We start from the raw sequence: 26,106 nt of genomic DNA, 5'->3' as shown, positions 1-26,106 counted from the left end.
GCGAGGTTTTAGACATGAGCAATGATTTGCTGGCGCGGTTCAAACAGTACCGCCTTAGCGTGTGCCTGGAGCGCTTGCGGCTCAGCTCAGTTCCGGCTGACTTGCTGCCGTTGGTCAAAGCTTATCGCGAAGCGCTGAGCCGCCAGCTCTCCGATCCCGAGAACGAGAGCTGGGGTAGCCTCGGTCCAAACGAGCGGCACAACGCCTTGCAGGAGGTTTACTTGGCCTTTGCGCCGAAGACTGAGCGCCCCAAGGGAAACTGCCCACGCTGCGGAGGAACAGGCCACATCCAGGCCTACAGCCATGTACGCGGTGGGACTTGCTTGAAATGTGATGGTAGCGGCAACGTCAAGCCGACGCTGGGGGGCGCTGGAACGGCATCAAGCTGACCCGCCATGTAGGCGGTGGGGTGCTGGAACGGTATCAAGCAGACCCGAACTCATCATCGCTGCCCTATCACGGGGGCATTGGTCTTTGGGTCAATACCAATAATAGGGGCTGGCAGGCCTCCATTATCAGCATGTAAGGATAGGAGAATGACCATGCCAGCTTTAACCGAAGATGCCTCAGTAACTGGTAACGAACCCGCTATGTCCCTCGAACAACGCTACGACCATCTTGGGAAGCGCGTGCGTGACGCGGCCAGGATCAATTGCGGTCTGACGCTCAGCGCTGTTGAGGTCCAGGTGTTGAGCTTGACCACACTAGCTAGTAGCTCATGGGGCGACGAAGATTCTGCGAACTGATCAACCGCCCCGGTAGATGTGTAGATTCATGGCTTCCGATATTTGGGGGTGGTAGTTCAGTTCATGCTCTATGACACACGTTATCTTGCATGAACATGACCACAGATTTTCATACCACCCCTCCATCAAGGACAACGCAATGAAGCAACTCCGCATCTGGCTGATCAAACGCAAGCTGCGTGCTGCATACCTGTCGTACCGCGACATGCTTGACCGCTCCCACGCTGGCCGGCAGATGACCGAACAGCTGCCCAGCGTCGCCTCGCAAAAAGATCGCTGCAACAAGCTTCTGGCCAAGTTGGCCCAACTCGATCCGGCTAATTGCCCGGTCACTAGCATCGGCTGAGCCTTGGAGCGCGATAAACCATGAAGAAACTGGACGAAGCATTTGCAGGCGTCACGGCCCAGTGTTGCAACCCGGAAGACGCGTGTGCGTGCAGCGGCGCGGAGCGTGTATTGCGCGGTTACGCCTACGGCCCTGCCGGCGTTCTGCCCGTGATGACGGAAGACCAGCGCACGACCTGCCTCGACGAAATTGGAGCGGTCGAAGGCTACGAGCGCCAAGACTGGGTAGGCTCTACTGACGCTCAACTGGCAGGGGGCGTGTTGTCGGCGTGGCAGGACTACTGCCGTGATATTGGGATGTTCTGATGGCACAGACCTTGGGTGATCAGACCTACGGCATGCTGTGCCCCCACGCTGAGCGTGCCATGCAGTTCCTAAGCAAAATTGGTATTGCAGTGCAGGTGGAACCCAGCGCCAGCGGATTCATCGAGCACGTCGAGGTTGTGAACGGTGGCCTTCACGTTGACCCCCGCGCCCCGGCCTCTGGCCTCTTACATGAGGCAGGCCACTTGGCGATTGTCCCAACCGGGTTCAGGCACCTTCTGAGCGGCGATCTTGACGCAGGCATGGCGCAGATATTCGAGCACCTGGACGTGATGCAGCTTGAGCCTGACTCCCACCTACAGCGAGCCATGCTCCAGACTGGAGACGCCGAGGCTACCGCCTGGGCGTTTGCGGCTGGCAGAGCAATTGGATTGCCGGACGAATTGATCATCCAGGACGACGAATACAGCGGTGAAGGTCGCTTCATCCGCAAGTCTCTGGCTGCTGGTGCCTATTTAGGGATCAACGGCATTTCACACGCAGGCTTCTGCGTGCGCAGGGCCACGCCATATCGACCGCTCCCGGTTTATCCCGCGCTCGCGTACTGGCTCCAGCATTCCTAGCCAACTCGAATCAACCGCGGCGATCCTCGTTTCCCTCGTCGGGGAATGAGGATGGTGGATTGTTTGCGGCCCATCGGTGACACAGGTCTTGCTGGTTGAAGATAAAGACTCCAACAGATCAGTCAGGAGCAACCTTGATGCATCCATCTATCGGCCAGCTCAACGGCGGCAAGTTCTACAGCTACCTTAACGGCTATAGCGACGAGCCCTTCTTCGGCACTCTGGAAGAAGTCGAAGTAGCGATGGGCATCCGGCCTCAGCCTACCCCATGCTCTCCTGAGACTGCCGTAGCCAAGCGCAAATGCTTCGACGTGACCATGCGCTTTCAGTACCCGGCCTGGGATGAGGTGGATGGGATCATGTATCGGTTAATCGAGGCGGACTGCAAAAGCGAGGCGAACGCCATGGCCAGGAGGTTGGCAGACCAGGACGGCCACCTCGTAGGCGGCAAAGGCCGGGTAACGTTCAGCGCATGCGAGCAGTAACCGACCGGATCATCTGCCCTTTGCAGTCTTCTTCGAGCGCCCCTCGGGGAAAAAGTCCCGAATATCGGCAAATCCAGATTCCAGAAAGCTTCCGGTGAATGCGAACTCCAAGTCCTGGAGGTTGAGCTGGGTGACGTGACTGTCCTCCGGCTCAATGTCGGTATTGCAGTAATAGGGGCTTCAGGATTCGCCCGCCCGTGTTGACGACCATCACGAAGTAGCTGTCGCTAATGTGAGGCGCCGTGATCACGCAAAGTGAAAACCCGGTAGGGATGCGTCTGGCGTGAATAATCAGTTCTTCGATTGACTCAAAGGCGAACACCAGACGACTGACCTTGGCCTTGTCTGCGTCCCCTACAGGGCCATCGCAAACCATAAGGCGGGTCAGGCGCTCGACCCCGTGATAAGCGTCCAAGCCGACGAAGCAGCCGCTATCGCGCACAAACTTGCGACTTTGCTCGCTCAGTGACTCGGGGGTGAGGTCGCGGTAATGGGCAAGAGCGCCGTCGCAGTAGCCGAAGAAGGCTTCAAAGCGAGCAACTGCCGACTCGGCGGTAAACAAGGTGCTCATGCGACCTACCAACTCCAGCCGAGCGCTCAGTCGCTCATTGCCGGCGAGAATGTCCGCAAGGGTGAACGTCTCGGCCTCCGCGTACTGCCCTGCCAGCGTCTTAACCACCAGGGCCACAGTCAGGTCGTCACCCACAGTCTGCGCTTGCTGGACCCGCTTGTTGGCTTGATAGAGGTCGAATGAATGCCCGCCCACACGGAAGGTGTAGGAGCTGCTATTGACGGACTTTCCGGTCAGTTCTTCCCACAGGGCGACGGCCTGGGTGCTGATGCTCGCCTGTTCGCTCATGGTGCGTATTCCTTCATCGCTTAAATTTCTGACAACCATCGAATGCGCCTACGGTTGCCCCGCAGCATGCGCTGCCCACTGCGCTCTACGCATCACGTAAGCGCAAGCGCAAGCCCATATTGGGGCTTAGCTGTACGTGTCACTGTCAGTAATGAAAAATTGCCATTTCCCAGGTTGGTTTGTGGCTCAGTCTCTGGGCGTTGTGTTGGCCTAACGGAAAGCTGCGCTTCAAACTACCGCACGTTAATGCTGCTACTCAGGTTTGGTTGAATGCCTGCTAGTCCGTCCCGGTCATTGCGCAATTAATTTGCGCTTTGTCCGATGACACGCCTTTGGACAGGAGACGATAACTACAACCCCTCCAAACTAAACAGAAGTACATAAATGCAAAAGCATAATACCCTTCCGATCACCGAAGACGGTCTTTACTGGTACTTTGAGAACGGTGAGTCTGAACCGCGCCCGGTTATGATTAACAAGAGTCGATGGGGACAGTCTATGAAGTCATTTAACGGCGCACAGCAATCCTGGCTGCGCGAAGGTGAATATCTGATTGGTCCGCAGCCGGCACCACAACCCCAGTGAACCTTACTATTTAGAGCTTGTGATTTTTCAGCATGTAGGCTTGCCTCGAAGTTGTAAGCCTGCTCTGATCTAAACCCGATAACCCAACAAGTGAGCTGATATGTCGCTTATCAACGAATACCGCACTACCGAACAAGCTATCAAGGAGCTGCAAGAGCGCCTGCAATCCCTCTCGGCTGACGACCGCCTCAAAAAAGAGCTGGAGTTCGATCAGAAACTTCGCTCTCTTATGGCTGAGCACGGCAAGAGTCTGCGTGACGTGATTTCGCTACTCGATCCGAATGCCGGAAAGCAGAGCGTAAAGGCGTCCGGTACAGGCAAACGCGCCCCTCGCGAAATGAAGCGCTACAAGAACCCCAACACTGGGGAAGTGGTAGAAACCAAGGGCGGCAATCACAAAACCCTGAAAGCCTGGAAAGAGAAGTGGGGCGCTGAGGCTGTTCAGTCCTGGCTCCAGTAACCTGAGCAAATAATTCAACGCCTAAAGGGGAGCATTGCGCTCCCCTTTTTCATTATGGCCACTAGGAAACCTCGACGAGGAAGTGTTGCGTGTTTAGCTGAAAGCAAAGATTCAGCTGGGTAATATCGAACCATTGATTCCTCAGTTCCCTGCACGGTTTTGAGCAATATCTGCCAAGAAGTCAGCGTGCCGATGCCACAACCTGTAGCAGGTGATGATGGGTTCACACGACCACACTTTCGGTGCCATCCATGCCTCAACCAAACCACTTAGCCTTCCGCATTACCTTCAATGGCACCGAACTTTTAGCAGAACCTCGGGACTGCGAATCTCTTTATGAAGCGATGAGCCGAGCTATCGAGCAGCACGCCGGCTCTCTGGTTAATCAGTGGGGTCGGTGCAAGAAACGAGGCGAACATTACATTTACCCCGTGCTCTTAAAAAGCGGCCTTCGTGGCAGCGTCCTGATTGAGGAAAGCGCGTAATGGAGTTGAAACGATACCTCCCAAACGACCCTGCAATTCAAGGCCGTGAGGTTGTTCTTGCTAGTGAAGTCGAGCAGCTACAGCAAGCACAGGCGTCGGCTTTAGCGATCTGCAAAGCCCTCGATAGCAACGCCAGTTTGGATGAACGTCTAAAGGCTGCCGGAATGCTCACCGTAGCCGAAATACTTGCAGGTGCTCCGCTTGACGCATTCATCCGCCACGCAGGTGTCCATGATCTTGCAACGTTCGGCCAATGGCTTGAGAGGCGACGGGCTGAAACAGTCAGGATGCAATCCCGTTTCGTCTTGGAGAACCGCGAGGATGACGAGCTTTACGAGTGGGTAGTCGCACATGCGGCAGCATTCAGCGAGGCGTCAATCAATTTTCGGGCGGCCTGCGCGAAGGCCGAGCTGGAAGCTCAAAGCTTAACGCCGGAACCGGCAAAGCTATCTGACACCATTCAGTGATTACTACCCGATCAGCGGGGTAACGCACTCTACTTTTACCGATACCAATATCAACTAACTCAAATCGCAGCAGGTCAAACGCATGCCAAATCCGCTCTCCGATCAGATGAAGGAAGCTATCGAACGGCTTCGCCACATCGCAACACAAGCTTCCGGCGAAGTGACAGTATCTTCTGCTGACTTGCTATTGCTGCTCACTTCCACGTCCCAAACTGAGAATCCTGCCCCTGCTTTATCGTGCGACGAAGCTTTCGCACAGCGCTACAAGGCTGACCCAGGTGCGCCGGGCTTTTCTGAAAAGCTCGAAGTTTGGCGGGCCAGCTGGACCGATGCAGGTCGCGCTTTTCAAATTGAGTCAGGCCACCAAGTTCGCATTCTTGGTCAAGCCCTTGGCGACTGCATTGTGGATGCTGGCATTGTCAAACCGGGTGTTGGGCTTACAGGGCCTGAGCTTCTGATGTTCTCCAATGACTTGCGCACCCACATTAAGCAGTTGATGCAGTCCGAAGATGCTTCCAATGCGGTAATCAATTTCATCCTGGCCAATCCTTGCGAGTCCCCAATGGAGTTCCTGCGCTGCTGGAACGAAGGCAACTTCGACTCTTTGCGCAAAGAATGGCCGGAGGCACCAGATGAAATCTACATCGGGCCTGATCAGTTTCACCCGAAAAGCATCGGGTACGACACGTACCACGATGCTGGCTCCAATTCGCTTACCTCGGTACGTCTTCTGTACCAGTGCCGCGAATCCCTGGAAGAAGGTTCCAGCGAGACTGACGCGCTCATTGCAGAGGTAGATGCGTACCTGGCTGGCCAACCATTTCCTGCCGGCCTAAATGATGCTGCTGGTGTGGTTCAAGGTGAGCGGGGGTTTTGAAGGCAAGCCTGTCCATATCAACTCACTCGACGCACGCTCCCAGATAAAGGGAGCGCCTTACTCACGTTGTCGTTTTTCTCTCGGGCTCAGCCCCAATTATAGGGGCTGACGACTTTACCCGTAAGGGTGGGTATTTATGGAGACACAACCCTTTAGGGGTTAATATTCTTTCCATCAAATCCAACCGCGAAGGGAATACCGCAATGTCCATTTTCGAGCAAACCCAACTGGCTATCGATTCGTTCGACCTGACCCTCGTACCGGGCAGCGTTAAGAAACTTATGGCTGGTATCAAGGCCACCTATGAAGGTGCCGTAGATGCAGAGCACAAGATCAAGGGTGCTGGCGGTAGCTCTGACCTGTGGAAAGTTCCAGTCAACGAACTCAAGGTTCTGGAAGGCTTCAACGTCCGCCTGCCCGGCCCCGAGCTGGACGCCCACATCGACTTCCTGGCCAACAGCATCCTTGAAGAAGGCTTCTTGCAGCACAAGCCGCTAGCAGCGCTGGTGCTGGAGATTGACGGCGTACTGGGCCTGTATGTTTTCGATGGCCACTGCCGTCTGGGCGGCACTCACAAGGCGATTGCCAAAGGCTCCGAGATTGAGCTACTTCCCGTGGTTGTTCAGGATGGGCGCAACGTAAATCTCGACGATTTATACGTTCAGATGTACCGCGCCAACAAGGGCAAGGAACTCACCCCATTCGAGCTGGGCCTACTCTGCAAGCGTCTGGCCAAAAACGGTCTGGACGACGCTGTGATTGCCAAGCGCATGGGTATCAAGCCGCAGTATGTTGATGGCCTCCTACGTTTGGTGAATGCGCCTACGCCTCTGGTTGACGCGGTACTAAGCAACGAGCTGGCAGCCTCGGAAGCCATCAAGATGATCCGCGCCCACGGCAACGGCGGCGTAGTGCAAGAGCTGGAATCTCGCCGCGCTCGCGCTCTGGCCGAAATGCAGAGCAAAGCCCCGGCAACTGCCCTAGAGCCAGTTCAAGAATTGGCCTCGGAGCAGCAGGAGCAGTCCCCGGCTACCATCGCCCCGGTTCGGCCCCGCCTGACAGCCCGTCACGCCTCTGACGCGAACGTCAAGAAAGTGGTCCGCAAGCACGGCCTGGATGCGTTCAAGATCACCCGCGCCGTCAAGGACGATCCCGCATACGCCACTCTCGCGGAGGAAACCCGCGAGAAGCTGGAGGCTCTGCTGGCTCAGCTTGAAGAAGCCGAGAAAGCCGACACCGTGCCGGCTCAAACTGAGGAAGAAACCACCGAGGGCGGCGAGCAGGCTGACGCCTGATTCGCTGCCGGCTGGACCCACTCTCCCCTCTGTAACTGCGGAACCTCGACATGCTGATTGACTTGCGCAAGGTCGCCCCTGGCGACCTGCCAAACGAAGTTTTTGATGAACTGACTGCTGGCAACAACTATGGGCCAGAAATGGTCTGCGCCCTGCGCGACCATCTGGTCAATGGGGTGGATGTGAAGGAGGCGGTGAAGCATCACGGCGTCCACGCTCACAAGCTCAAGATGCGGCTGGATAAGCTGAAAGAAGACATTCAGCGCATCGGTCGAATCAATGCCCTGCTACACCCGGAGCAAGCCCAGATTGACCTGATTTTCTCTCTCTCCAGCAAGCTTGCTGTTGCTGTTGATGAACTGCGCTCGAACCGCGCAAGCGATCCCAGCGCCAGCGACGACTGAGCGAACCACTGCACTCTCAACCTCGAATCTAGGATTCCACGATGACCACGCAGTCCGCCGACTTCACTACTTCTGTGGTAGCCCCCATCCACCTCGGGGTAAGCGATGCGCTGAACCATGCTGCTCAGCGAATGGTGCGGGACAAGTACATCATGGACAAGGCGGTCAAGGATCATCGGGCCTCAATGCTGGCCCGCGACCTCTGCGATTACGGTCCAATTCCGCATGAGCCCGCCCCATTTCTTTACCGGGTGCTGCCATTTTTCTTCTTGAGCGACAAAACTTCCCGGCCTATCCCTGCCCTGGTGCCTACTTCAAACACTCTCGGTTGTAGCTGGAAACGCAGCATGAAGAACTTCGACTATGACGATGTTCCGGCCATGACTGACAAACTTACCGACACCAAGAAGATGCTTGATGGCTCTTTGGGCGCAACCCAGTACGACTGGATCAAGCCCCTAGGGCTTATAGCGCCGTTCGAGGGTAAGAATCGGGTCGATTTCCTTCGCGGCCAGGGTATCGACTACATCCCCGCCCTTGTAACCGAGCACAGCTACCCGAGCCCTGAACGGCTTAGCCTGCACAGCATTAAGGTCAATGGTTACTCGGCCATCTGGGCAGTCCTTGATGGTCGCTGGGTCACGGGAGTTGAGAACCCAAGCTGGACGGTGCCGATGATGGAAGCCTATGGAGTGGGAGTCAGTTCTTCATGGCCATCTGACTTCCCAGCACCGGAGCTGGTGATTCAGGCCCTGTTCGGCCCCCGAGGTACGACAACAGCCCTTGGGCACCCTGACGCACCAGAAGACCCCATCGTTGACCTCGACACCCTGAAAGCGACCGAGGCATACATGACGGAGCCCATGTCGGCAAACTTCGCGAGCCTGAACAACGCAAGGATCGATCCTCGGTTTTGGTTGATCACAGCCAGCCTGACGATTCTCGGACTGCTGGGGCTCGCGCTCGCACCCGACACCTGGGATGTATTCCGGCTGGCGGCAGCGATGATTTTTTCCGGCTCTCTGGTAGCAGCTCTACTACCCCTGTCTGCCCCGATTGCACTCACTCAGCGGCGGCACATCACAGAGCACCCGTATTTACCGCTTGAGCGATCCCTCAAGCACAAAGCAACAAGCAGCCGTCACCTCGGTTAGTCACCCCGACCTCACTGGATAGTGCGTTATGTCTCGCGATCTACCTTCCAACATCACGATCCCCGCTTTCGATGCCTATCAGGTTCGCATCGTGCGGGACGGCCATGAGTATTCAGCAACGTTTGCATGGGGGCGGTATGGGTCAAAGGATCAAGCGCTAAGCGAGGCTGTTGCGTGGCGTGACCGCATGCTTGCAAAACTTCCCCCGGCTGCAACAACCATCGGCTCGTTTCGCGTCACCCCACAGAAGAACAAGCGCTCTTACAACCGAGTTGGTATTTCCCGCTACATCGGTGTTGACCGGAGGAAGCTGGGAGCCCCTGGATACTTACGGTTCGCGGTCAACTGGGTAGATGACACAGGCCACAGCCGTGTGACTACATTTCAGGCGGGCAAGGTCGGTGCCTTCTCCTGGGAGGATGAGTTGCACGCCGCATGCACCGCCGAGGCATTCAGAACGCAATGGGAATTCAGCCGAGCTACTGGACAGTCTTTTGACCCCGCCAGCTATGAGGGCTGGCGACACAAGCAGTGCTACCCATTAAATCCAGATTTGTCGGATCAAGGAGAACACGAATGACGATCAAACAGAGCCGGAAGAAGGCCCGAGACTTTGTGGAGAAGAACGTTTCGGCCCTGTCTGCTGACGTGCTGATCTGGCGCAAGAGCGCGACACTCCCGCCCGAAAGCCCAGTACATGAACTGGCGAGTCTGTGCGTGCCATTCGCTGCTGATGGTGATCAGTACATCGAAGCTGAACGCCTGATTATTCAGCAGGCACTCGAATCAACCGCCGCACTGAGTGCAGGTACTGCATCCGATACAGAAACCCCGCAGGGCCTCGCCGCACGCGATAAAGAGGCATACCAGCGCCTGCTGCCAAAACTGGTGGAGCTGGCCGAGCAGATCGACAACATGTCGGAAGATGAGTACGGCAACTGGGTGGACGCACTCCCCAAGGAAGAATTCTTCGAGTTCATAGGCGTCGCGCATAATGAGCAGACGTTTAAATCAGCCCTTGCAGCTGCGAGAATGCTGATCAGCAAATCCGGCGAAGCTATCAACGCCGGTCAATGAGAGGATCAGAAATGCCAACTCCAGACTGGCGGTATGAGAAGTCGTCGAACACTGTCAAAGCACTGTGCCGACTATTGCGGACGGGCCTGAACGAAGAACAGCGGAGTGAGGTTGCCCTCGCTTTGCACGATTCGCTCAAACTGATGTGTGACGCGATCACAGCGGATGCACCCGAACGCGGGGAACTGTGGACGCCCAGCATGGTGAAGATTTTCTTTGATCAGCCGGAGCACTGCGAGCGCTGGCTTGCGCTGATCGACGAGCCGGACTTCAAGCCGGACTACTACATCACCTAGCCGATGCTGGGCATTGCAGACAGCCTTGCCCAGAGCCCTTTCCCCTCTCGAAGTTGATTTTCCAGTGATCCGCAAGCCAGTTATCTCCCAGGAAGAAACCGTCACTCTTGCTCGATGCCCAGCATGCCAGGGCGTATCGCTGTACTGCATCCAGCGTTTCATCAAGCCAGCTGACCGCAAAGAGTTGGAACGCCTGATCAGCATCGGCTACGAGGCTGAATCCAAGCCCCTGCGCTCGGTCGGTGACGTTGATGACTGCAACTGCTCTCCCTCCACTATCGCTCGCTTCAAGGCCAAGGTGGCTGCGCCATCTAAGGTGCCAGCGAGGGCCAGCTCAAGCACTCGCCCGGTGCTCTCATTGAAGGCCCGCCGCGCTCCCCAGGATTGAACACCCCGTATTCCTGATTTCCCGTTCTGCCGAGCGGGAAGTTTCTGTTCCTGGCTCGCCTGTCCGGTGACACAGCTCTCCCCGCCGTATTGTTTACCCAGTCAAATCGAACTGGAGAGAGCGCCATGACAACTGCCACCTCTATGCCCCACATCCTGCAACACCAAGTGCATGCGTTCGTTTGCCCGTGCTGCGGGTACGAAGAAGAAACCGTTGGGGAAGGCCCGCAGGCTTTTGGTGCCGAGGTGTTCGAGACAGTCACCTGCCCGCGCTGCAAGGAATCCTGGCGTAATGAGTACCGCCTTTACGCTACCCGGCACAAAGGCTCGGACGAGGTGGCCATCGTCCAGACACAGCCCCTGGCTGCGCTGATGGCGCTTGATGCCATGTCCTGGCTCGATGAAGACCCCTGTGACACTGCCGAGCTGGCTGCGGCCAAGAAACAGGCTCGCGAGGCCCTTGCCGCAGCACAAAAGCCGAACTGAAAGTGGTTTTCACGCTGCGCCTCCCGGCCCGATGGGTCGGTTTGCCACACCCGCACTTCGGCACTGAGGATGTTTGAGCTTTTCCGCGCTGTGCCGATGACACAGGCTTAGAGGCCATATCGTTACTCCATCCCCACAAGCTCAGAAGGAGAGCGCCATGTCCGATGCCTACGTTTTCGAGGTTCACCGTGATTCCGATGTGAAAGAGGTGAACGGGCACCGAGTGGTGACGGCGAAGTACGTGTTCGACCACCAGAAGCTGGAGGCCGTCCCGAACACCGACCCCAGCCGCACGATCCCTGTTATCTCTCGCCACAAGGACGGTCGGGTCTTCGCGCACCTGCTGCGCATGGATCGGGCTGAGTTCGAGCAATCCTCGATCCCGAGTGACTGCTACATCGAGTCGGCTTATCAATGCCGGCATCGGCCCGTCGCCTGTTAAGTCGCACGCCCAGGCCCTGCCTAGTAGGGCCTCGCCCATTCCGCCGCGCACAGGAGCAACTGACTCCTGTTCGATTGTGGCGTGCCGGTGCTCGCCAATATCCTGCATTCGCCAAGGAGTGAAAACTTGAAAATTACGTCTTCCCAAGTCACGAAGCTGGTTTTTAGCGAACTGCAAGCCTACCCGTTGGACCCAGTAACGGTTTATCTCGAAGACTCTGGCCCGAGCAATCTTCAAGATGGCTCTAACCAGGGTTCGGTGGTGATTGAGTGCTACGGTAAATCCTGGGCTGCTCGGTGGGCGCGTATCGGCAACCGAACGGTCAGTAAGTATTTTCAGTCCAGCGAGCCGAGTTACCTCGCCGGGTGCTTAGCGCCCACACTGCCTATGAGCCGGTTTTCGGGACGTGTGCTATGTCGCATGGCCAGAGCCAAGGTTATCGAGCGCCGCCGCATGAGCCCCAACACTGCTGGGCATCTGACCCAGGAAGCTGCGCGAACCCTTTACGACGCCGCTTCTGATTTTGGGTTCTCGGAAAGCATTGACCAAGCGCTGGCTCATCACGGCGATCTTCTTGCCGAGTTCTTCGGCCCTGAGTGGTGGCATGAAGCGTCTACAGCCACGGAGCCACACCCTGAGTACGCCTATCTGTGCCGCATCATTCGCGCCGTTCGGGACGGGTTGGCTATCCATGACGGAGTAAATTCAACCGATCAGGTGGCCGTTCTATCGTGATTCTATCCAGCAAGGTATAAACTATCGTTGAAGCGATAAATCAGGATAGTCACATGAGCCCTACCCGCCCTATCTTTCACCGCAAGGCATTAGCCGAGTCCCTAGTGCGGGACTTGGCAGGCGAATCCTTTGCCGACTACAGCTCCGGGATGTTCCTGGCTGCGCCGCGCCGCACCGGCAAAAGTACCTTCTTACGCTCAGACCTTGCTCCAGAGTGCGAGGCCCGTGGCTGGCTGCCGGTCTATGTAGACCTATGGGAAAATCGGGAGATTGACCCTGCGGAGCTGATTGCCGGTGCCATCGGCCAAGCGCTTGCTGAGTTTGACAGCACAGCTCGCAAGACAGCAAAGAAGGCTGGCATCGAGAAGGTCAATCTCCTTCGAACCCTCAGTTGGGATTTCAGTAAACCTCAACTGCCGGCAGGCACAACCCTGGCCAAAGCCTTGGATGTGCTGCATCAAGTCTCCGGCAAGATGGTTGTGCTGATCGTGGACGAGGCTCAGCACGCCCTGAACAGCGAGAGCGGGGTAAACGCCATGTTTGCCCTCAAGGCGGCGCGTGACCACCTGAACCGAGGCGGGTCCAGCCCCGATGCCCTGCGGCTGGTTTTCACAGGGTCGAGCCGGGACAAGCTGGCAAACCTTGTGCTCAAGTCAAAGCAGCCCTTCTATGGCGCACACATTACGCCGTTCCCGCTACTGGGCCGCGACTTCGTAGAGTTCGTGACGGGGGTCTGGAACGCCCGCCTCGCTGACACCAACCAGTTCAGCGCCGACGATATGGAGTATGCGTTCGGCTTGGTAGGCCGTCGCCCGGAAATGCTCAACGCCTTGCTTACCGAGGTCAGTGTCGGCCTTGGTGAAGCCAGCAATCTAGGCGACCTGCTGCGCACTGGAGCCCTGAACCACCAAGCTGGGGTCTGGAGCGACTACGAGAGCGCCTACAACGACCTTTCACCGTTGCAGCAAGCCGTGCTGGAGGTAATGGGAGAGCGCGTCATGCGCAAACAGCCCTTCACCCCGTTCTCCGAACAGACGTTCAAGGACGTGAACCGCAAGCTGGAGCTGGCCGGTGCCGAGGCAAATGCAAGCACACCCAACGTGCAAAAGGCACTCGACGTGCTGCGAGAGAAGGAACTGGTATGGAAGGCCTCTCGCGGCGAATACGCCCTTGAAGACTCGGGCATTGCTGAATGGCTGACCCGACAGGAGAAACGCGAACAATGACCACAGCTCAACCCCTGATCGAACTCGCCCTGCACCGTGCGCTCAAGGCCTACAGCGGCAAGGTGGACAAGGCCGGCAAGCCCTACATTCTTCATCCTCTGCGCCTTGCTGCACGCCTGGAAGACCAGATTAGCCAGTCGGTGGCATTGCTTCATGATGTGATCGAGGACAGCGACGCCACAGAAGACGATCTGCGGGACGATGGCTTCCCGGAATCGGTGATCAGCGCTGTTGTGGCTCTCACGCGCCGTAAGGGTGAAAGCTATGAGGCGTTCATCGACCGCGTTCGCGTCCACCCGCTGGCCAGGAAGATCAAGCTCCTGGACATTGAGGACAACATGAACCTGTTACGCCTCAATGCTGTGACTGAGAGTGACCTGCAACGCATCGCGAAGTACCACCGCGCCTGGAAGCGACTGGACTCACCAGAGTGAGGCGGGGGTCGCTGGGCGCGGAGCTTGTGTCATTCATAGAGGTAAACGCTCTCGGTTGAGTTGCAAGCATGGTCAATGCGCAGTGAGCATGGTTTCAATCATCACAACCATGAAGGCAATGGCCATGCGGCGCTTCAACTTCACCATGAAAGGATTCACTCAAGCAGCCAACCGACTGGAAGCGTCAGTCCAGGCCCAGATAATTGGCGTAGCAATTCCGTTCCTCAAGGCAGCTTCGGTGACGGCAATAGCCCTCATCGCCCTCTTTCTGTTCAATGCGAATCCACAGGCCGTTGCATTCTCGGACTTCCTCCACTTCGTCCAATCACCGGCATATCTGCTCTACACCTGCCTCGGCGGGGTCTTTCTGCCACTTGGCCGGCTTGCCCTCACCACGAGGCTGTAAATCCTCATTGCAGCTCAGCGGCCCCACCCGCCCCGCTCGAATCCAGTGACAGGCTTTGGCGATTTCATCAATCACGACTTCCATGCCTATGACACGCGCATCTGGGGCTGACAATGGCTTCACCTAATCAAGTAAGCCTCTGCCTGGAGCCGACATGAGCAACGCACCACAGTACATCACTGGCAATTGGAGCCACATCTTTGAGGGTGAGCGCAGCGAACGCATGACGCGTGTTGTGTTGGACACAGCCACCCAGAAGGTGCTGGTGCTGCAAGTGCAGCGCAACCGCGCAGTGACCGATAGCTATGGGCATTCCACGCGCACTGAGCTGCTGGATGTTGAGGATTCGATGGTCAATGCCAACCCGGAGCTGTTCGATGATCCGGGCGCTTTCGAGTTGGAGGTGACTGACTCCATGCCGGACTGGGCCACTTCCCAGATCGAGGAATCGGCGCTGAGGATAAAGCTGGCCGAGCTTCAAGGTGAGTTTGCGGCGGCAGGTGGCCGGGGTGTTGAGTTGGCGGAGCAGATTGATGACATTCAGCGCCAGCTTGGTGAATACGAAGCCGACGAAGGAGAAGACGAATGATGCTCGAAGTGCTGGAGTGGGCTGGAACCATCTGCGGAATCGCAGGTGCCGCACTGATCGCCAGCAACGTGCGGCTCTCACCGTGGGGCTGGTGGTTGTTCTTGGCCAGCAGTTTGATTCTGTCGCTGTACGGCCTTCTGATCGGTGCCTACGGGATCATGACGTTGAACCTGTGCTTTGTGATGACGAATTTGCTTGGCTTGGTCAGGGTATTTGTCCCCTACATGCGGTCGAGAACGATCAGACCCATTTGCACCCAGCCCTCCAACCAGATCAACAAGGGAACAGCAGCGCTATGAGCACGAACGCACCCGCCATCGAACAGAACGGGAACACGCCCTGTAAGCATTGCGGCAGCCAGGATCAGTCCTGGGCGACGAATATCGTTTCGCAGGGTGAAGCACAGAATGGTCGGCTGAGACTGAGCGACGTAGCGTGTCAATTCGTACTTGGCTGCAATCGCTGCTCAGAAACGCTGGTGGTGCTGAGCGCCGACCGCGTGGCAGGCTTGATGAATGGTGCCCTGGACTGACAAGGAGAGCGCATGCGATACCTCATCAGTGTCGCCAGACACTACCTGACAGGCAAGATCACTGCCGGGCATGCCATCTATGCTCTGCGCCAGCGACCTGTAGCAGTTGCAAGCAAAGGCAAAACTTGGATCATCGACCCCAGCTTTGCCGTCTAGATAGGCACGTCAGCACTGGCGGATCATCCAGAAATCGCTTCTGCTGACCGCGCTTCTCGGAAATCCTCAGCGGCGATCCTTTCACGAAAGCCTCTCGCCTTGTCTTCTATCCAGTCGGGGGGCACATCGAGTTTCACCCCCTCCCCCCGCACTATCGACATATCCGCGATTGCCCACCCTGCGGCATAGCTGTCTGAGCAGCCTTCTGGCAACGGCATTACCAGGGGCTGAATGTGATCGGCCACCTGCCGGGCGACATACCCTTGCTTGCCCAGCGCAGTTGTCATTGCAGGCTCCGGCGATGGTTATAACGCGCGCCTACGGCGCTGGCGCAGGGCTGTTGGCTTCGCTGGCTTTCCGCGCATGCGCGGAAATAACGGACGCGGGTTCGAGCAGGACAAAGGCGCTGCCTGCTTGCTGCCACCTGGAACAGCACCAGCGCCAGCATGAAAGCCAGTATCCCGGCTATCTCGTAGATGACACCGGGCATGGGCTACTCCGCCTCGCCGCAGGCGTTCTGCGCCGCCAGCTCGAAGTCGTAAGCAGCATGAGGTTTTTCCTCCCAGATCACCCCGAAGGCATCGACGATCTTTTCCTTGAAGGATGCCAGCAGCTCGCGGTGGGTATCCGGGTCTGTGTCTGCCGAGTTGAGCAGCCAGCCTGGGGCCGTTACCTCAGCAGATTCGCCGCCGATGCCTGCTTTGGGGTTGCCGTCAGTCCAGAGGTGTAGCGAGGTCACAACTTGGGAATTGGTACTCATAGGGGCACCTACTGTTGCTGCTTGGGGTTGGGTGACTTGTCGCAGGCGATACCGCCGATAAGCCACCCATGCTTCGCTTGGACGTGCTCAGGAGCCTGGGCCATATCGAGGGTACAGGCAGGATGGCCGCTGGCGCTCGTAACTGCGCTGGCGAGCCAGCCCTCACGCTTGATGATCGTCACCTCTACTTGCTCCGGCTTCACGCCATAGAGCTGGCCAATGAAGTTTGCGGCGGTATCAGCCGGCCCGTTGTCGCCGTTGTCGGTGGCATGTGCAGCGGCGCTGAACATAGCCAGCAGCACGCAGATGAAAGTGTTCTTCACGGATGATCCTCTGATGGAGCGCCTGCATTTCTCAGGCTTATGACAATAACGGGCGTGCTTGCCCTTTTAACCGCTCAGACCCGACACCTGTCACCCGAAGTCAATTTCGGCATCCTCGGGCACTTCGTAATCCTGACCGCAGTCTTCGCACTTGAAGGAGCCTCCACGGGGATCGTTGATGAACCCCATCTGAGGAACTGAGCAATGCGGACATTCGATATAGGTGATGTGTGCAACGATCTTCACTGGCTCGCACATGGGGCAGACTCCTGTTGAACTCGTCAGCCAGAGTGCAAAGAACCCCGAAGGCGGCGCAACTGAATGTCGCTCAGTTACCCATGGCCCAATGCTGCACAATCACAGCTCTTTCACGCCCCAATGAATTTCGCCTACCGGGATCACACCGCTGCGCTCGATCTTCACTGCCGAATACTGGGTTTCAGCATCGCCGGCCAGGGCCAATGCCTGCACCTGAGAGCAAACAGCGTCGAAATCATGCAGCAGACTCCCCGGCATGAGCCCCCAGGCGTCTTGGTCGGGCGTTTTCCAGGCCACCGCAAAAGCACCTTCGATGCGGATAGCAGAACGGCCTCCCGCAAGGCTACGGTCAAGCGGGTTGGTCGCGTTCTCGTCACGAATGGCGCGAGCTAGATTCAGCAAGGCCTCACGGACTTTCGGTGAGCGGCCACCCCCAGAGAAAGGGGTACAGAACTCAACATCAGCCATTTCCCCTTCGTTGGTGATCACGGCAATGGAAACGTCTGCATCGCCATCCAGGATCAGCCGCAGGCGTCCTAGCCCCATATCGTCAGGCCGGTCGAACTGTAATAGCGGTAGTGGGTCAGCGGGATCACTGGTTTGCTGCTCAAGCAGCTCGCGTGCGGCCTCGATGACTTGCCCACCAAAGAGCGAATCTCCGAATCGCCCGCCCTCGGCAAGCTCCATTTCCGCCGCTTCTTCGATGGCCAGTCCAGTGATCAATGCCATATCAGTCAGTTCCTTTGTTGGGTATTGAGGTGTTGAGCCGACTCGACTCGCTTGAGCAACACGTCGCGCATTTCAGCAAGCTTCGACTCTCGGACAGGTTTGGTGATGTTACTCAGGCGATACCAGCCACGCTGATAGGTGATCTGAGGCAGACCGACACCAGGGTTCGCCGCTTCGAATGCAGCTCGATACCCATTCACCAGATCGACGTTCATGCGCAGCTTTCCAATGCAGCAAGCGGCCCTGGAGGCGTACCGACATATTCGCCAGTCGCGACCAAGAGCGCATCATTCAGAGCCGGTCGCTCAACTCGAATTTGACCGAGCGAGGACAGCTCTGCGGTCAGAGTCGAGAAGAACTCGTCCGCAGAGTGGTAAGGCACCTGGAACTGGAGGCCAATGAAACCGGCCCCGTCATCACTGTTCGGCGCAAGCCAATGCAGGGACAACGGATCAGTCGTGAACAAAAGACCAGGGAAAACCGGGATTTCCGTGTGCTTGTTCCCCGGAACGAGCTGGCCGTATCGATGATCAGCCTGGACCGCCAGCGTGATGAAAATATCACCCTCGAAGTCGGGATCGGAGTGCGGCCACGCCTCGCGGCAGTATATCCAGCAAGTAGCGCAGTTCAGCGGCGCCGGCAGTTCGTCGATACCCTTTCGGCTCAGTTCGATTTCATTGAAGACGCTGCCCTGGCGAACCTCTTGGGGGATCGGCAGATGGCGCAGGCCTTCCCAAGTCAAGGTGGCGGCTTGTGGCATGGATTGGATGGTCATGCTTTGACCTCGCTTGCCTTTGCAGCTTTCCGCACCGCCTTACGGTACTCCGCCTTGCCCAAGCGCAGGGCCTCGTCGGAGTCTTTCGCCGGCACACGGTAGACGGTGCAATTGGCATAGTCGGGGTCATCCGGTGCGCCACCAGTTGACCAACTACCGTCAGGGAATCGGGCTACAGTCCAGGGCTTGGCATTCATCGAAGGCATTCCTTTGGGGTCAGAGGGCAATGCCCTGAACAGTAGGTACGCTGGACGGAGCAGGCGCACCTCGCTCGAAGCCGCGAGGCTCGATCCACTGGCAACGCTGTTCGCCGCCCAGCGATTGGCAGTTCGGCACTACGAAGACAGGTACAGCCGCCGCCCGGACGGGATTGGAAGCCGTCTCGTTTTGCTCGGCACTATGGCTGGTCACACAGCCAGCCAAGAGACAAGAAAGGGAGATGCAGGCTGCGCGGGTCAGGTTGATGCGGCTCACTGGTAATCCCTCGTTTGTGTAAGTGATGGCTGCATCTTGAGGCCACCCGGCCTGTGTCATCGGGCGACGATCAAAATCGTCGCGCCCCAGCATTGGGGTTGGAAAAGTACACAAGTTAGGCTACCGCGTGGACAGTCCGCCTGTCAGGATTGCCACTATTCAGACGCCCAAGTAATGCAGTCCCTAGGGAAAGCCATGATCAAGATCACTCACTACAGCAAGACGCCGCAAGAGCATATCGGGATGCAGATCGTCAGTTTGGCGGCTGAAAATTTCACGGAAATCAGCCTGCACGGCACGACGCCAAGTAACCCGCTGTACCCCGTTCATCAAGCCGTCCTGGCATTCGAAATTGGCACCTATCTTCATGCAATGGGTGAGTCGCCTGAGCGCCCTATTGGCCTCTACGTGGCCACCGAGCAGGATGATCCCAATCTGGTCATCGGGTTCCTCAAGTACCTGCCCCTCAAAGACATGCCGGACGCCTGCGGCATCACGTACATGGCTGTCCGGCAAGAAAAGCGGAGAAAGGGTGTCGCTCGCGCATTGATGGCTGAGCTGCTGGCCCGGCACCCACATGCAGAATTGACCTGTTTCGTTGAGAAGGTGCCGCTCTATGAGCGTCTTGGGTTCCAGGTCATTGGCCACCGGGACACTCAGGTGAGGATGTGTACCCGTGAGAAGACAGCCGAGGGCGTGATGGCGGTGCTGGATACCTCGCAGCTCTACACCACGCCGGCAATGCAGATGGTCATGCACGCACAAGTCCAGAAGATGGGGGCGAAGGCGATGCGCGATGCGGAGCGTCAGTTCTCAAGGCATGTGGATCAACGCACCCGCAAGGCCAAGGAATTCGCCGAATCCCGCCTTGGGATTTGAGATTTTATTCCCTACATGGGAAGCCACCGGGCCGGAGACGTGATCATTACCTTCACTCTGATGGCCTGCCTTTGGCAGCCGTTATAACCCCAGGAGACAGCGACGAATGATGAGTGAAGTACGGCTGAGCCTTGGAATCCTGAGTGTCATGATTGCTGGTGCATGCGCTGGATTCTCTTGGATCGAAGGAACCGCCGGCTTCGGAAGTGATTTCGCCCAGCGCAATCACGAACACCTGATGCTGGCCTTCCCCACCGCCGCCGCAATTTTCGGCATGCTCGGCGGTTTTTTGATTGGAACGGCGTTGGTGCAGCGAACCAAGGAGGCGACGAATGCCGTTGATGTTGCCGTGGAGTGATCACGAGCAGGCTGATGGCAGCATAGAGGTCAGATGCGGCGGCATTCCCAAGTTCTCTATGCTAAGGGCCGGTGATTTTGGGATGTGGGAGCTGCGGCGCGTGGGTGAGGAAGAAGTCATCGAGCGCGACCAGTACAGAAACGACCTTTTCTCCGGCATTCAATCGGGCCGAATCAAATGACAGGAAACCAACGATGAAACGTACCACCACATTCTTTATCGCAGCTCTACTGGCGCCGTTATCGATGGCGCAGACTCCTGATCAGTGGCCAACAATGATTCCGAAAATGGCCGCTCTCCCGGTGATCGTTGCGTCTCCAGGCGTGCTGACAACTGCAAAGATCAAAGACTTCGGAGGTCTGAGCGGCAACGACAGTCCTATCCTCAAGGCCAACGCCAAGATGGTTGATGAACTGATTCAGCGCGATTGCACCATCACCACGCAGGTAGCCCGAAAGGCAGACGAGAGTCGCGCCTATCGCTATTTCAGCGGCGACGAAGCGGCCATCACCTGCACTGAGCACGATGGCTCGACGTGCCGCATCGTGTTGGCTGGCAATCTTGTAAGCGAGCACGGCAGCCTCGGCCTCGACAAGCTTGAGAGTGGGACCAAGGCCTACTTCCTCGCGAAGCAAGCTGGCGGCATCTGACGCTGCCTGACACAGATCAAGCCATAGGTAGAAAGATGAAGAAGCCCAAACTCAGCCCAGCTCAAGCGAAGGTCATGCACTGGCTCAGCCAGGGCTGGGGCGCACGCGTCTCGCACGGCACCGCTGTTGAAATCAACGGCGAGCGCGTATGCAACGTAGACACCATGATGCGCTCAGCCGCATGGGCCTCGTAGAGCGCGAATCTCAACATCCGTGCTGGGTGGCTACTGACGAGGGCCGGAAACTCAGCCCCAACTACACCCCACCTGAATCGGAGTGAGTGCCGGAAATGGCTCGACCAAGCAAATACGGCAACATGCCCACGGCACCACAGTTCATCGCCAAGGTGAAAGGGGACGCAGGGTCATACAAGGTCTGGGGCTTCGACTGGATGCACCACAGGGTGCTGCTGGATCGTGCAGGCCTGGAGTGGGTGCCAATCAAGAATGTCGCTCTGGAACCCGCTCCCGCCGACCTCGATGACTGATGCCTAGGAGAAGCGATATGGCACTCACCACAGTTCAGCAGGCTCTTGTGGATGCAGCATTCCCAGAGTGCCGCAGCGACATGGCTGCATACCTGGAGAAGGCCACGGATGTGGTGATCATCCGCCAGCGCGAGTGCGGGGATGATGTACCGCCGTTCGCAATTGTGGCCAAGGGCAGCGATTTCTGGATCGACTGCGCTGACACAGCCGTCGCCGCAACCAGTCGGGCGCGTGACCTTGGGCTCAACGTTGTCCCTGTCTAACACGGTGAGGACTTCGACGATCCCCACCAGCACCTTTGTTGGGTTTTACGCTCGCTTACTGCTCTGCGGCCTTATCGCGACAGCGATGTTCGGATACTGGCTGTTCTTCGGCGCCGGCTATCGTGCGATGCAACCGACTGCCTACGAACTCACTACCAGCATGCTCCTGTCCCACCCAGCAACTGCAAGCGATGCTGCCCTGGCTATTCAGGCCGATGGCTACCTTAGCATCGCCGCTCAGCACCGCCTGCTTGATCGGATCGGCAGCAGATAGGTCGGTACTCTCGAATCCCATTGCGGTATTCGGCGATTTCTCTCGATTCCGAACAACCACCGATGACACACGATTGAGTCGATGAGTATGGGTACTCCCTAAACAGAGGAATGCCCCTATGAAAGACTTCCTGAAAAGCGTGACCAACAACTCCAAGATGCTGTCGGTCTACAGCTTCGACCGCACCCCCTTCCAAGCAGGCAATACCTGGACCCGCAGCCTTCTCTCGGGCGCCATCACCACCGCCATCACCGCTATCGGGGTCTACAGCGGCTATGTCGCGCTGGACGCCAACTACGCCGCTGCCCTCGGCACGCACGCTCAGAATTTCAAGCTGACCACGGGCGCAACCATCGTTGGCTTGCTGGGCTATTCCCTGCGCGACCTGTTCCGTTCGATCACGATGGATGTGAAGACACAGATTCGCGTGGCTCGGGCCAACAGCTGGCTGATGAAGGGCAGCGCGAGCACCGTGGAGTGCTCCAGCCACATTCACATGCAGCAAACTTCCCTCAGCATGGTTCGCTACGCGGAGGTCGAGGGCGGGATCAAGGTCTATGCCATCGCCCGGCATCATGAACATGAGTCGCCGATCCTGATCGACGCCATGCTGTTCGACGAGGACTACCCGGCACTCGCGACTTTCTACACCCACCCTGCCGACATTCGCAGCGCACTGGGCGAGGCCTGCGGCGAACTGACCGGCAAAGTTGCTCAGCAGCTGGGTATCGCCCTAGCCTCCCCTCAAATCCGCAAACAGGAGCTGGCGCCGTCAAGCTTTGAAGACGATGAGCTGGTGCTGGATGACGAACTTCTCGATGACCTGGAGGCTTCTCACCCCGAGGTCTTTGGCCGAGCTTCTGCCCCCCGGCTGCGCGGCGGTCAGGCACTTCGTGCTGCTGCCCAAGTCCCAACCGAAGCTGTGAAGCACTAACAACCAAAACGAGAGGATTAGAGCATGCTCCCCAGCCACTTACTGCGCATGGTCTACCTGTGCGTCTCCGGTGACTACGCCGATCCAGGCGTGCGTCACCGGATCAAGAATCAGTGCATCCCTTACCTTCGCCAGCACCGCCGTAATGTGCTGGCCGGAAGCTTCACTGGCCGGCACACCCGGCCAGTGGGGTTCATCGGTAAGATGATCGAGGACTCTCAACTGATTCGCCGGACGCTGATCCATTCGCACCAGCAGCTGATAGCGGCTGAGCCCCGTGGCAACGTTGCTTCATTCGAGGCAGCTGCACGCCGCCGAGCGCTGACCTCGGCCATCGCGATGACACAGCACTACCATGAGTAGCCTATGGCAATTACCTATCGAGGACTAAGCCATGACTGCCCGCACCCTGACCGCATTAGAAGTGGACATGACGACCCGAGCTATAGCAGCTGCCAAGGTGGCTCTAGGCCGCGAAATCGTCATTCAATCGGATGCAGACTTCACTCCGCCCGGCAAGCGCACAGTCCGGGTTGTGCGACACCAACTGAATGGTCGCCGTGCCAGCGCACACCTACGTTGGTACGTCTCCGGTAAGGCGTATCGCTCGCTGCCACTCACGCCCGGTAGTGTTTCGCTGAGCGAGTCCTGGAAAATGGCTGGACTCACTGAAATCACACAGCCGCAGCAATCTTCCCTGCTGCCTATCGCTCCATAATTTCAACCACCTCGCCGGCATCTTCGGTTGCCAGGGGTCGGCGCCAATCTCAGCTCCCAGGTTCTGGAGTGACGAAGTTTGTTCTCGCCCGATGACACAGGCTTACCCCCGTGATCATAGGCACGAACCAACTCAACGGAGATTTGCAGTAAATGAACATTCTCAAACTCGCTGGCATTCTCGTGATCTGCCTGTCCGTAACTGGCTGCGCAACCAATCCCGCTACCGGCAACTTCGAGATTACCCGCACAGGTGTCGGTCTTACTGTCGGCGCCGTAGGCGGGGCACTGGTCGGCGCCGCGCTCGGTGACAGCTCCATGGCCATCAAAGGTGCTGCGCTCGGCGCCGCAGCCGGGGGCGGTGCTGGCTACCTCTGGGAAAAGCGCTACCGTGCCATGCAGGCGGAACTGGCTTATACCGACCTCCAGGTGCAGCAAGCCTCTGTCAGCAGTGGCCAGCAATCACTGGTTGTGACCGTCCCCGCAGACGTGTTCTTCCGCGTTGGATCATCCGACATTGCCCCTGATGCTTATCCGGCGCTGAGCAAGCTTGCTGAATCATTGAAGGCCCAGCAGTACAAGGTCGGCATCACTGGCCATACCGACGACACTGGCTTGCCCGACATGAACAACCGCCTCAGCTATGATCGAGCCCGCTCTGTAGCCGCATACCTCACAGCAGCCGGTGTTCCTTATGACCGCTTGTTTGTTCGCGGAGCTGGTGCGAACGAGCCAAAATTCAGTAATGCTAATCCGCAAGGGCGTTCTCAAAATCGCCGGGTAGAGATTGCGTTAAGCGAAGTAGCCCCCGGCGCATAGCTTTGGGGCTCAGCAATCCCTCCAGTCTTCACGCATAACTAAGGAATCTGCAATGAAGCCAAGTGACTTTTTGAGTGTTCTGCTGCTTGTGGTGGCTGGTGCAGCCGTGGCCGGAATCGTCTGTATTAAATGGGTTGCCAGTCAGATGGGGCTTTCGTTCTGGGACGTTCTCAGTGAAGCGCGGCTTCTGCTTTCAGCACCTGTAACCCTGGTAATGGTGATGGTGATCCAAGCATCTGGTGCGCCACTGCCTTTGCGAGTTTCGAACACATGGCCGGTGATTGCTGCCCTGTTCTGGGCAGGTATTCATCAGCTGATCACGATGAAGGCTGAGCAAACAGCACTCGACCAGTTTGGCGGGAGCGCGGTGGGCTATGCGCAGCATGCAGACCTGCCGTGGTTCACAGCGAACTGGTTCATGATTGCGGTCGGAGCCGTGATTGTTGTCGGTGGCTACGTGCTGAGCGCTCAGCTCAGCAGCGACACCTGACACCACCTGGACGGTACACCATCAGCCTGCGTGGGTAGGCTGATATGTCAGAGCACCCAGTGTTCTTCGACCATGAAAAGCGGGCGCCCGCCCATGATTAGCTTTATCGCGACTATGTGGGCCAGATAGTCCGCTTCTGTGAAGCCCGTCCACCTGGGGTTGGTTGCCTGGGCTGAACGGAATGCCTCCCGCGCCGGGCCAAGTGCCGTTCTATTGGCCCAGAGGTATGATCGAAGCCCTTTGAACAGCTCGGAATCAAGGGGTGGATGCAACAGCTGAACCTGCGGGTGGTCGTGGTGGCCACCGCAGACCAGCGTGGTTTTCAGGTAAATGTTGACCAGTTTCTGGGCATGTCCGAACGAAAACTGCGGCACATTCCTGCTCGAAACCGCAGCCATGATTCGGCGCATGAAATCGAGCTGCCACGCATCAACATCCTCGCCAATGTCACTTGGGCCTGTCACCGCTTCCAGCCCACTGGCGTTGATCAGTGCAAAGGCAAGTTCGTTGCCTCCCCCGCCTAGCCCCCGGCCATATGCGCTCGCGGCACACCAGCTAGCGTACTGGTGTTTAAGCGCTTCGACAGTGAATGCCCCCCTCCGCAGAGTCATCGGCGTTCTCCTGCTTGCGCACGGTGCCTGTCCAAAGCCAGTTGCAAGCACAGCTCGCTCAGCATGGCGTTGTTCACGGATGCAAGATCACAGCGGATATTCGACAAGAAGCTGTCAGGGTCATTGAGCCTGCATTCAATCAAGGCCAGCAAGCCTTCGGCTAAGGGCTTCCTGGGCGACCAGTATGGGAATCGGCGAATCACAGTAAGCATCACCATGGCATAGCCAAGCGCGATCCCGAGCATACTCAGCTGGGACAGCTCTCCGAGCATCCCCATGCCGTACACGCCGACGATCACCATCGTCACAGCCAACGCTGAGGCCTGTACCCGGCGTGCGGCTAGGACAAAGCCTAGGCGCCCCATTATCTGGAAACTGTCCAGGATCGGGCTTTGCCGGAACCCCTGTTGCAGCCCGGCAAGTGCGCGCAAACGCTCAGTGAAGATTTCGCAGTCCATCAGATTGTTCCGAGAGCTAGTAGCCTTTCGCG

Annotated in this window: 46 protein-coding genes; 36 read left to right on the top strand and 10 right to left on the bottom strand. The window is 57.6% G+C overall.

The genetic code is table 11. The features are described 5' to 3' along the window. Window positions 1–14 precede the first annotated feature (14 nt). The 5 genes from AC3IYG_RS24360 to AC3IYG_RS24340 all read left to right on the top strand — a co-directional run bounded on the left by AC3IYG_RS24360 (window position 15) and on the right by AC3IYG_RS24340 (window position 2,463). Window positions 15–389: a hypothetical protein gene (locus AC3IYG_RS24360; protein ID WP_489314232.1), complete on the top strand. Its 375-nt coding sequence runs from the start codon at window positions 15–17 to the stop codon at window positions 387–389. A 496-nt stretch (window positions 390–885) separates the two neighbouring features. Next, window positions 886–1,092 carry a hypothetical protein gene (locus AC3IYG_RS24355; protein WP_489314233.1) on the top strand — a complete coding sequence of 69 codons (207 nt, stop codon included), beginning with the start codon at window positions 886–888 and terminating at the stop codon, window positions 1,090–1,092. A gap of 20 nt (window positions 1,093–1,112) precedes the next feature. Further along, window positions 1,113–1,397, top strand: a complete 285-nt coding sequence (locus AC3IYG_RS24350; protein ID WP_489314234.1) for a hypothetical protein — start codon at window positions 1,113–1,115, stop codon at window positions 1,395–1,397. Further along, on the top strand, window positions 1,397–1,978 hold the full coding sequence (locus tag AC3IYG_RS24345) for a hypothetical protein (RefSeq protein ID WP_489314235.1): 582 nt from the start codon (window positions 1,397–1,399) through the stop codon (window positions 1,976–1,978). Before AC3IYG_RS24350 ends, AC3IYG_RS24345 begins: the two co-directional genes overlap by 1 nt. A gap of 137 nt (window positions 1,979–2,115) precedes the next feature. Next, window positions 2,116–2,463 (top strand): hypothetical protein, encoded by a 348-nt coding sequence (locus tag AC3IYG_RS24340; RefSeq protein ID WP_489314236.1) that lies wholly within the window; start codon window positions 2,116–2,118, stop codon window positions 2,461–2,463. Window positions 2,464–2,614: 151 nt separating this feature from the next. Here the strand turns inward: AC3IYG_RS24340 and AC3IYG_RS24335 are convergent, their stop codons facing one another. After that, window positions 2,615–3,322, bottom strand: a complete 708-nt coding sequence (locus tag AC3IYG_RS24335) for a hypothetical protein (protein WP_489314237.1) — start codon at window positions 3,320–3,322, stop codon at window positions 2,615–2,617. 384 nt (window positions 3,323–3,706) lie between these two features. Between AC3IYG_RS24335 and AC3IYG_RS24330 the strand changes: the two genes are divergently transcribed. The 19 genes from AC3IYG_RS24330 (at window position 3,707) to AC3IYG_RS24240 (ending at window position 15,815) form a co-directional block, all read left to right on the top strand. Then, window positions 3,707–3,907 carry a hypothetical protein gene (locus tag AC3IYG_RS24330; protein WP_489314238.1) on the top strand — a complete coding sequence of 67 codons (201 nt, stop codon included), beginning with the start codon at window positions 3,707–3,709 and terminating at the stop codon, window positions 3,905–3,907. 100 nt (window positions 3,908–4,007) lie between these two features. Further along, the gene (locus AC3IYG_RS24325; RefSeq protein WP_489314239.1) at window positions 4,008–4,367 is read left to right on the top strand and encodes a histone-like nucleoid-structuring protein, MvaT/MvaU family; all 360 of its coding nucleotides are present in this window, start codon (window positions 4,008–4,010) and stop codon (window positions 4,365–4,367) included. Between the two features lie 484 nt (window positions 4,368–4,851). Then, a complete protein-coding gene (locus tag AC3IYG_RS24320) occupies window positions 4,852–5,319 on the top strand; it encodes a hypothetical protein (protein WP_489314240.1) in 468 nt (155 codons plus the stop codon). An 82-nt stretch (window positions 5,320–5,401) separates the two neighbouring features. Further along, window positions 5,402–6,196: a hypothetical protein gene (locus AC3IYG_RS24315; RefSeq protein WP_489314241.1), complete on the top strand. Its 795-nt coding sequence runs from the start codon at window positions 5,402–5,404 to the stop codon at window positions 6,194–6,196. A 203-nt stretch (window positions 6,197–6,399) separates the two neighbouring features. Further along, window positions 6,400–7,491: a ParB/RepB/Spo0J family partition protein gene (locus AC3IYG_RS24310; RefSeq protein ID WP_489314242.1), complete on the top strand. Its 1,092-nt coding sequence runs from the start codon at window positions 6,400–6,402 to the stop codon at window positions 7,489–7,491. Window positions 7,492–7,541: 50 nt separating this feature from the next. After that, window positions 7,542–7,895 carry a hypothetical protein gene (locus AC3IYG_RS24305; protein ID WP_489314243.1) on the top strand — a complete coding sequence of 118 codons (354 nt, stop codon included), beginning with the start codon at window positions 7,542–7,544 and terminating at the stop codon, window positions 7,893–7,895. 41 nt (window positions 7,896–7,936) lie between these two features. Further along, on the top strand, window positions 7,937–9,049 hold the full coding sequence (locus AC3IYG_RS24300) for a hypothetical protein (protein WP_489314244.1): 1,113 nt from the start codon (window positions 7,937–7,939) through the stop codon (window positions 9,047–9,049). Window positions 9,050–9,077: 28 nt separating this feature from the next. Beyond that, complete coding sequence (locus tag AC3IYG_RS24295; protein ID WP_489314245.1) at window positions 9,078–9,629, top strand: hypothetical protein; 552 nt, start codon at window positions 9,078–9,080, stop codon at window positions 9,627–9,629. Then, window positions 9,626–10,126: a hypothetical protein gene (locus AC3IYG_RS24290; protein ID WP_489314246.1), complete on the top strand. Its 501-nt coding sequence runs from the start codon at window positions 9,626–9,628 to the stop codon at window positions 10,124–10,126. The genes AC3IYG_RS24295 and AC3IYG_RS24290 overlap by 4 nt, the downstream gene beginning before the upstream one ends. An 11-nt stretch (window positions 10,127–10,137) precedes the next feature. Further along, window positions 10,138–10,422 carry a hypothetical protein gene (locus AC3IYG_RS24285; protein WP_489314247.1) on the top strand — a complete coding sequence of 95 codons (285 nt, stop codon included), beginning with the start codon at window positions 10,138–10,140 and terminating at the stop codon, window positions 10,420–10,422. Window positions 10,423–10,935: 513 nt separating this feature from the next. Then, window positions 10,936–11,295, top strand: coding sequence for a hypothetical protein (locus AC3IYG_RS24280; RefSeq protein WP_369317218.1), 360 nt, complete (start codon window positions 10,936–10,938; stop codon window positions 11,293–11,295). A gap of 157 nt (window positions 11,296–11,452) precedes the next feature. Further along, window positions 11,453–11,737 (top strand): hypothetical protein, encoded by a 285-nt coding sequence (locus tag AC3IYG_RS24275; protein ID WP_369317217.1) that lies wholly within the window; start codon window positions 11,453–11,455, stop codon window positions 11,735–11,737. 126 nt (window positions 11,738–11,863) lie between these two features. Continuing rightward, on the top strand, window positions 11,864–12,472 hold the full coding sequence (locus AC3IYG_RS24270; RefSeq protein WP_489314248.1) for a phiTE_072 family protein: 609 nt from the start codon (window positions 11,864–11,866) through the stop codon (window positions 12,470–12,472). A gap of 53 nt (window positions 12,473–12,525) precedes the next feature. Continuing rightward, window positions 12,526–13,698: an ATP-binding protein gene (locus AC3IYG_RS24265; protein WP_369317215.1), complete on the top strand. Its 1,173-nt coding sequence runs from the start codon at window positions 12,526–12,528 to the stop codon at window positions 13,696–13,698. Then, window positions 13,695–14,132 carry a GTP pyrophosphokinase gene (locus tag AC3IYG_RS24260; protein WP_489314249.1) on the top strand — a complete coding sequence of 146 codons (438 nt, stop codon included), beginning with the start codon at window positions 13,695–13,697 and terminating at the stop codon, window positions 14,130–14,132. Before AC3IYG_RS24265 ends, AC3IYG_RS24260 begins: the two co-directional genes overlap by 4 nt. Window positions 14,133–14,220: 88 nt before the next feature. After that, window positions 14,221–14,538: a hypothetical protein gene (locus AC3IYG_RS24255; protein ID WP_369317213.1), complete on the top strand. Its 318-nt coding sequence runs from the start codon at window positions 14,221–14,223 to the stop codon at window positions 14,536–14,538. Between the two features lie 154 nt (window positions 14,539–14,692). After that, a complete protein-coding gene (locus AC3IYG_RS24250; RefSeq protein ID WP_489314250.1) occupies window positions 14,693–15,127 on the top strand; it encodes a hypothetical protein in 435 nt (144 codons plus the stop codon). Beyond that, the gene (locus AC3IYG_RS24245; RefSeq protein ID WP_489314251.1) at window positions 15,124–15,426 is read left to right on the top strand and encodes a hypothetical protein; all 303 of its coding nucleotides are present in this window, start codon (window positions 15,124–15,126) and stop codon (window positions 15,424–15,426) included. The genes AC3IYG_RS24250 and AC3IYG_RS24245 overlap by 4 nt, the downstream gene beginning before the upstream one ends. A 245-nt stretch (window positions 15,427–15,671) precedes the next feature. Then, window positions 15,672–15,815, top strand: coding sequence for a hypothetical protein (locus tag AC3IYG_RS24240; protein WP_162962046.1), 144 nt, complete (start codon window positions 15,672–15,674; stop codon window positions 15,813–15,815). A gap of 23 nt (window positions 15,816–15,838) precedes the next feature. Here the strand turns inward: AC3IYG_RS24240 and AC3IYG_RS24235 are convergent, their stop codons facing one another. The 7 genes from AC3IYG_RS24235 to AC3IYG_RS24205 all read right to left on the bottom strand — a co-directional run bounded on the left by AC3IYG_RS24235 (window position 15,839) and on the right by AC3IYG_RS24205 (window position 18,660). Next, window positions 15,839–16,102 carry a hypothetical protein gene (locus AC3IYG_RS24235; protein WP_489314252.1) on the bottom strand — a complete coding sequence of 88 codons (264 nt, stop codon included), beginning with the start codon at window positions 16,100–16,102 and terminating at the stop codon, window positions 15,839–15,841. Further along, window positions 16,099–16,305, bottom strand: coding sequence for a hypothetical protein (locus AC3IYG_RS24230; RefSeq protein WP_489314253.1), 207 nt, complete (start codon window positions 16,303–16,305; stop codon window positions 16,099–16,101). Before AC3IYG_RS24230 ends, AC3IYG_RS24235 begins: the two co-directional genes overlap by 4 nt. Before the next feature lie 3 nt (window positions 16,306–16,308). Further along, window positions 16,309–16,575: a hypothetical protein gene (locus AC3IYG_RS24225; RefSeq protein WP_489314254.1), complete on the bottom strand. Its 267-nt coding sequence runs from the start codon at window positions 16,573–16,575 to the stop codon at window positions 16,309–16,311. An 8-nt stretch (window positions 16,576–16,583) separates the two neighbouring features. After that, window positions 16,584–16,898: a hypothetical protein gene (locus tag AC3IYG_RS24220; RefSeq protein WP_489314255.1), complete on the bottom strand. Its 315-nt coding sequence runs from the start codon at window positions 16,896–16,898 to the stop codon at window positions 16,584–16,586. A gap of 357 nt (window positions 16,899–17,255) precedes the next feature. Then, complete coding sequence (locus tag AC3IYG_RS24215) at window positions 17,256–17,885, bottom strand: hypothetical protein (RefSeq protein WP_489314256.1); 630 nt, start codon at window positions 17,883–17,885, stop codon at window positions 17,256–17,258. A gap of 5 nt (window positions 17,886–17,890) precedes the next feature. Continuing rightward, window positions 17,891–18,100, bottom strand: a complete 210-nt coding sequence (locus AC3IYG_RS24210; RefSeq protein ID WP_489314257.1) for a hypothetical protein — start codon at window positions 18,098–18,100, stop codon at window positions 17,891–17,893. Further along, a complete protein-coding gene (locus AC3IYG_RS24205) occupies window positions 18,097–18,660 on the bottom strand; it encodes a hypothetical protein (protein ID WP_489314258.1) in 564 nt (187 codons plus the stop codon). The genes AC3IYG_RS24210 and AC3IYG_RS24205 overlap by 4 nt, the downstream gene beginning before the upstream one ends. A gap of 669 nt (window positions 18,661–19,329) precedes the next feature. Between AC3IYG_RS24205 and AC3IYG_RS24200 the strand changes: the two genes are divergently transcribed. The 12 genes from AC3IYG_RS24200 to AC3IYG_RS24145 all read left to right on the top strand — a co-directional run bounded on the left by AC3IYG_RS24200 (window position 19,330) and on the right by AC3IYG_RS24145 (window position 25,005). After that, window positions 19,330–20,013: a GNAT family N-acetyltransferase gene (locus AC3IYG_RS24200; protein WP_489314259.1), complete on the top strand. Its 684-nt coding sequence runs from the start codon at window positions 19,330–19,332 to the stop codon at window positions 20,011–20,013. Window positions 20,014–20,119: 106 nt separating this feature from the next. Further along, window positions 20,120–20,371, top strand: a complete 252-nt coding sequence (locus AC3IYG_RS24195; RefSeq protein ID WP_489314260.1) for a hypothetical protein — start codon at window positions 20,120–20,122, stop codon at window positions 20,369–20,371. Beyond that, a complete protein-coding gene (locus AC3IYG_RS24190; protein ID WP_489314261.1) occupies window positions 20,346–20,552 on the top strand; it encodes a hypothetical protein in 207 nt (68 codons plus the stop codon). Before AC3IYG_RS24195 ends, AC3IYG_RS24190 begins: the two co-directional genes overlap by 26 nt. A gap of 13 nt (window positions 20,553–20,565) precedes the next feature. After that, the gene (locus tag AC3IYG_RS24185; protein WP_489314262.1) at window positions 20,566–21,021 is read left to right on the top strand and encodes a hypothetical protein; all 456 of its coding nucleotides are present in this window, start codon (window positions 20,566–20,568) and stop codon (window positions 21,019–21,021) included. Between the two features lie 35 nt (window positions 21,022–21,056). Next, window positions 21,057–21,215, top strand: a complete 159-nt coding sequence (locus AC3IYG_RS24180) for a hypothetical protein (RefSeq protein WP_489314263.1) — start codon at window positions 21,057–21,059, stop codon at window positions 21,213–21,215. Window positions 21,216–21,310: 95 nt separating this feature from the next. Continuing rightward, complete coding sequence (locus AC3IYG_RS24175) at window positions 21,311–21,508, top strand: hypothetical protein (protein ID WP_489314264.1); 198 nt, start codon at window positions 21,311–21,313, stop codon at window positions 21,506–21,508. 17 nt (window positions 21,509–21,525) lie between these two features. Continuing rightward, a complete protein-coding gene (locus AC3IYG_RS24170; protein WP_489314265.1) occupies window positions 21,526–21,771 on the top strand; it encodes a hypothetical protein in 246 nt (81 codons plus the stop codon). 392 nt (window positions 21,772–22,163) lie between these two features. Further along, complete coding sequence (locus AC3IYG_RS24165; protein WP_489314266.1) at window positions 22,164–22,979, top strand: hypothetical protein; 816 nt, start codon at window positions 22,164–22,166, stop codon at window positions 22,977–22,979. Window positions 22,980–23,003: 24 nt separating this feature from the next. After that, on the top strand, window positions 23,004–23,342 hold the full coding sequence (locus AC3IYG_RS24160; RefSeq protein ID WP_489314267.1) for a hypothetical protein: 339 nt from the start codon (window positions 23,004–23,006) through the stop codon (window positions 23,340–23,342). A 31-nt stretch (window positions 23,343–23,373) separates the two neighbouring features. Next, window positions 23,374–23,697 carry a hypothetical protein gene (locus AC3IYG_RS24155; RefSeq protein WP_489314268.1) on the top strand — a complete coding sequence of 108 codons (324 nt, stop codon included), beginning with the start codon at window positions 23,374–23,376 and terminating at the stop codon, window positions 23,695–23,697. A 152-nt stretch (window positions 23,698–23,849) separates the two neighbouring features. Continuing rightward, on the top strand, window positions 23,850–24,515 hold the full coding sequence (locus AC3IYG_RS24150; RefSeq protein ID WP_489314269.1) for a YiaD family glycine zipper/OmpA-like lipoprotein: 666 nt from the start codon (window positions 23,850–23,852) through the stop codon (window positions 24,513–24,515). A 52-nt stretch (window positions 24,516–24,567) separates the two neighbouring features. Further along, entirely contained in the window at window positions 24,568–25,005 is a 438-nt protein-coding gene (locus tag AC3IYG_RS24145; RefSeq protein WP_489314270.1) for a hypothetical protein, read from the top strand. A 47-nt stretch (window positions 25,006–25,052) separates the two neighbouring features. On the opposite strand, the gene AC3IYG_RS24140 is transcribed toward AC3IYG_RS24145, so the two are convergent. Both AC3IYG_RS24140 and AC3IYG_RS24135 read right to left on the bottom strand, forming a co-directional pair. After that, window positions 25,053–25,616 (bottom strand): hypothetical protein, encoded by a 564-nt coding sequence (locus AC3IYG_RS24140; protein ID WP_489314271.1) that lies wholly within the window; start codon window positions 25,614–25,616, stop codon window positions 25,053–25,055. Next, window positions 25,613–26,074, bottom strand: coding sequence for a hypothetical protein (locus AC3IYG_RS24135; protein ID WP_489314272.1), 462 nt, complete (start codon window positions 26,072–26,074; stop codon window positions 25,613–25,615). The genes AC3IYG_RS24140 and AC3IYG_RS24135 overlap by 4 nt, the downstream gene beginning before the upstream one ends. Window positions 26,075–26,106 lie beyond the last annotated feature (32 nt).

The organism is Pseudomonas sp. KH_027, from assembly GCF_057838565.1.
This window is presented reverse-complemented; position numbering and strand designations above follow the sequence as displayed.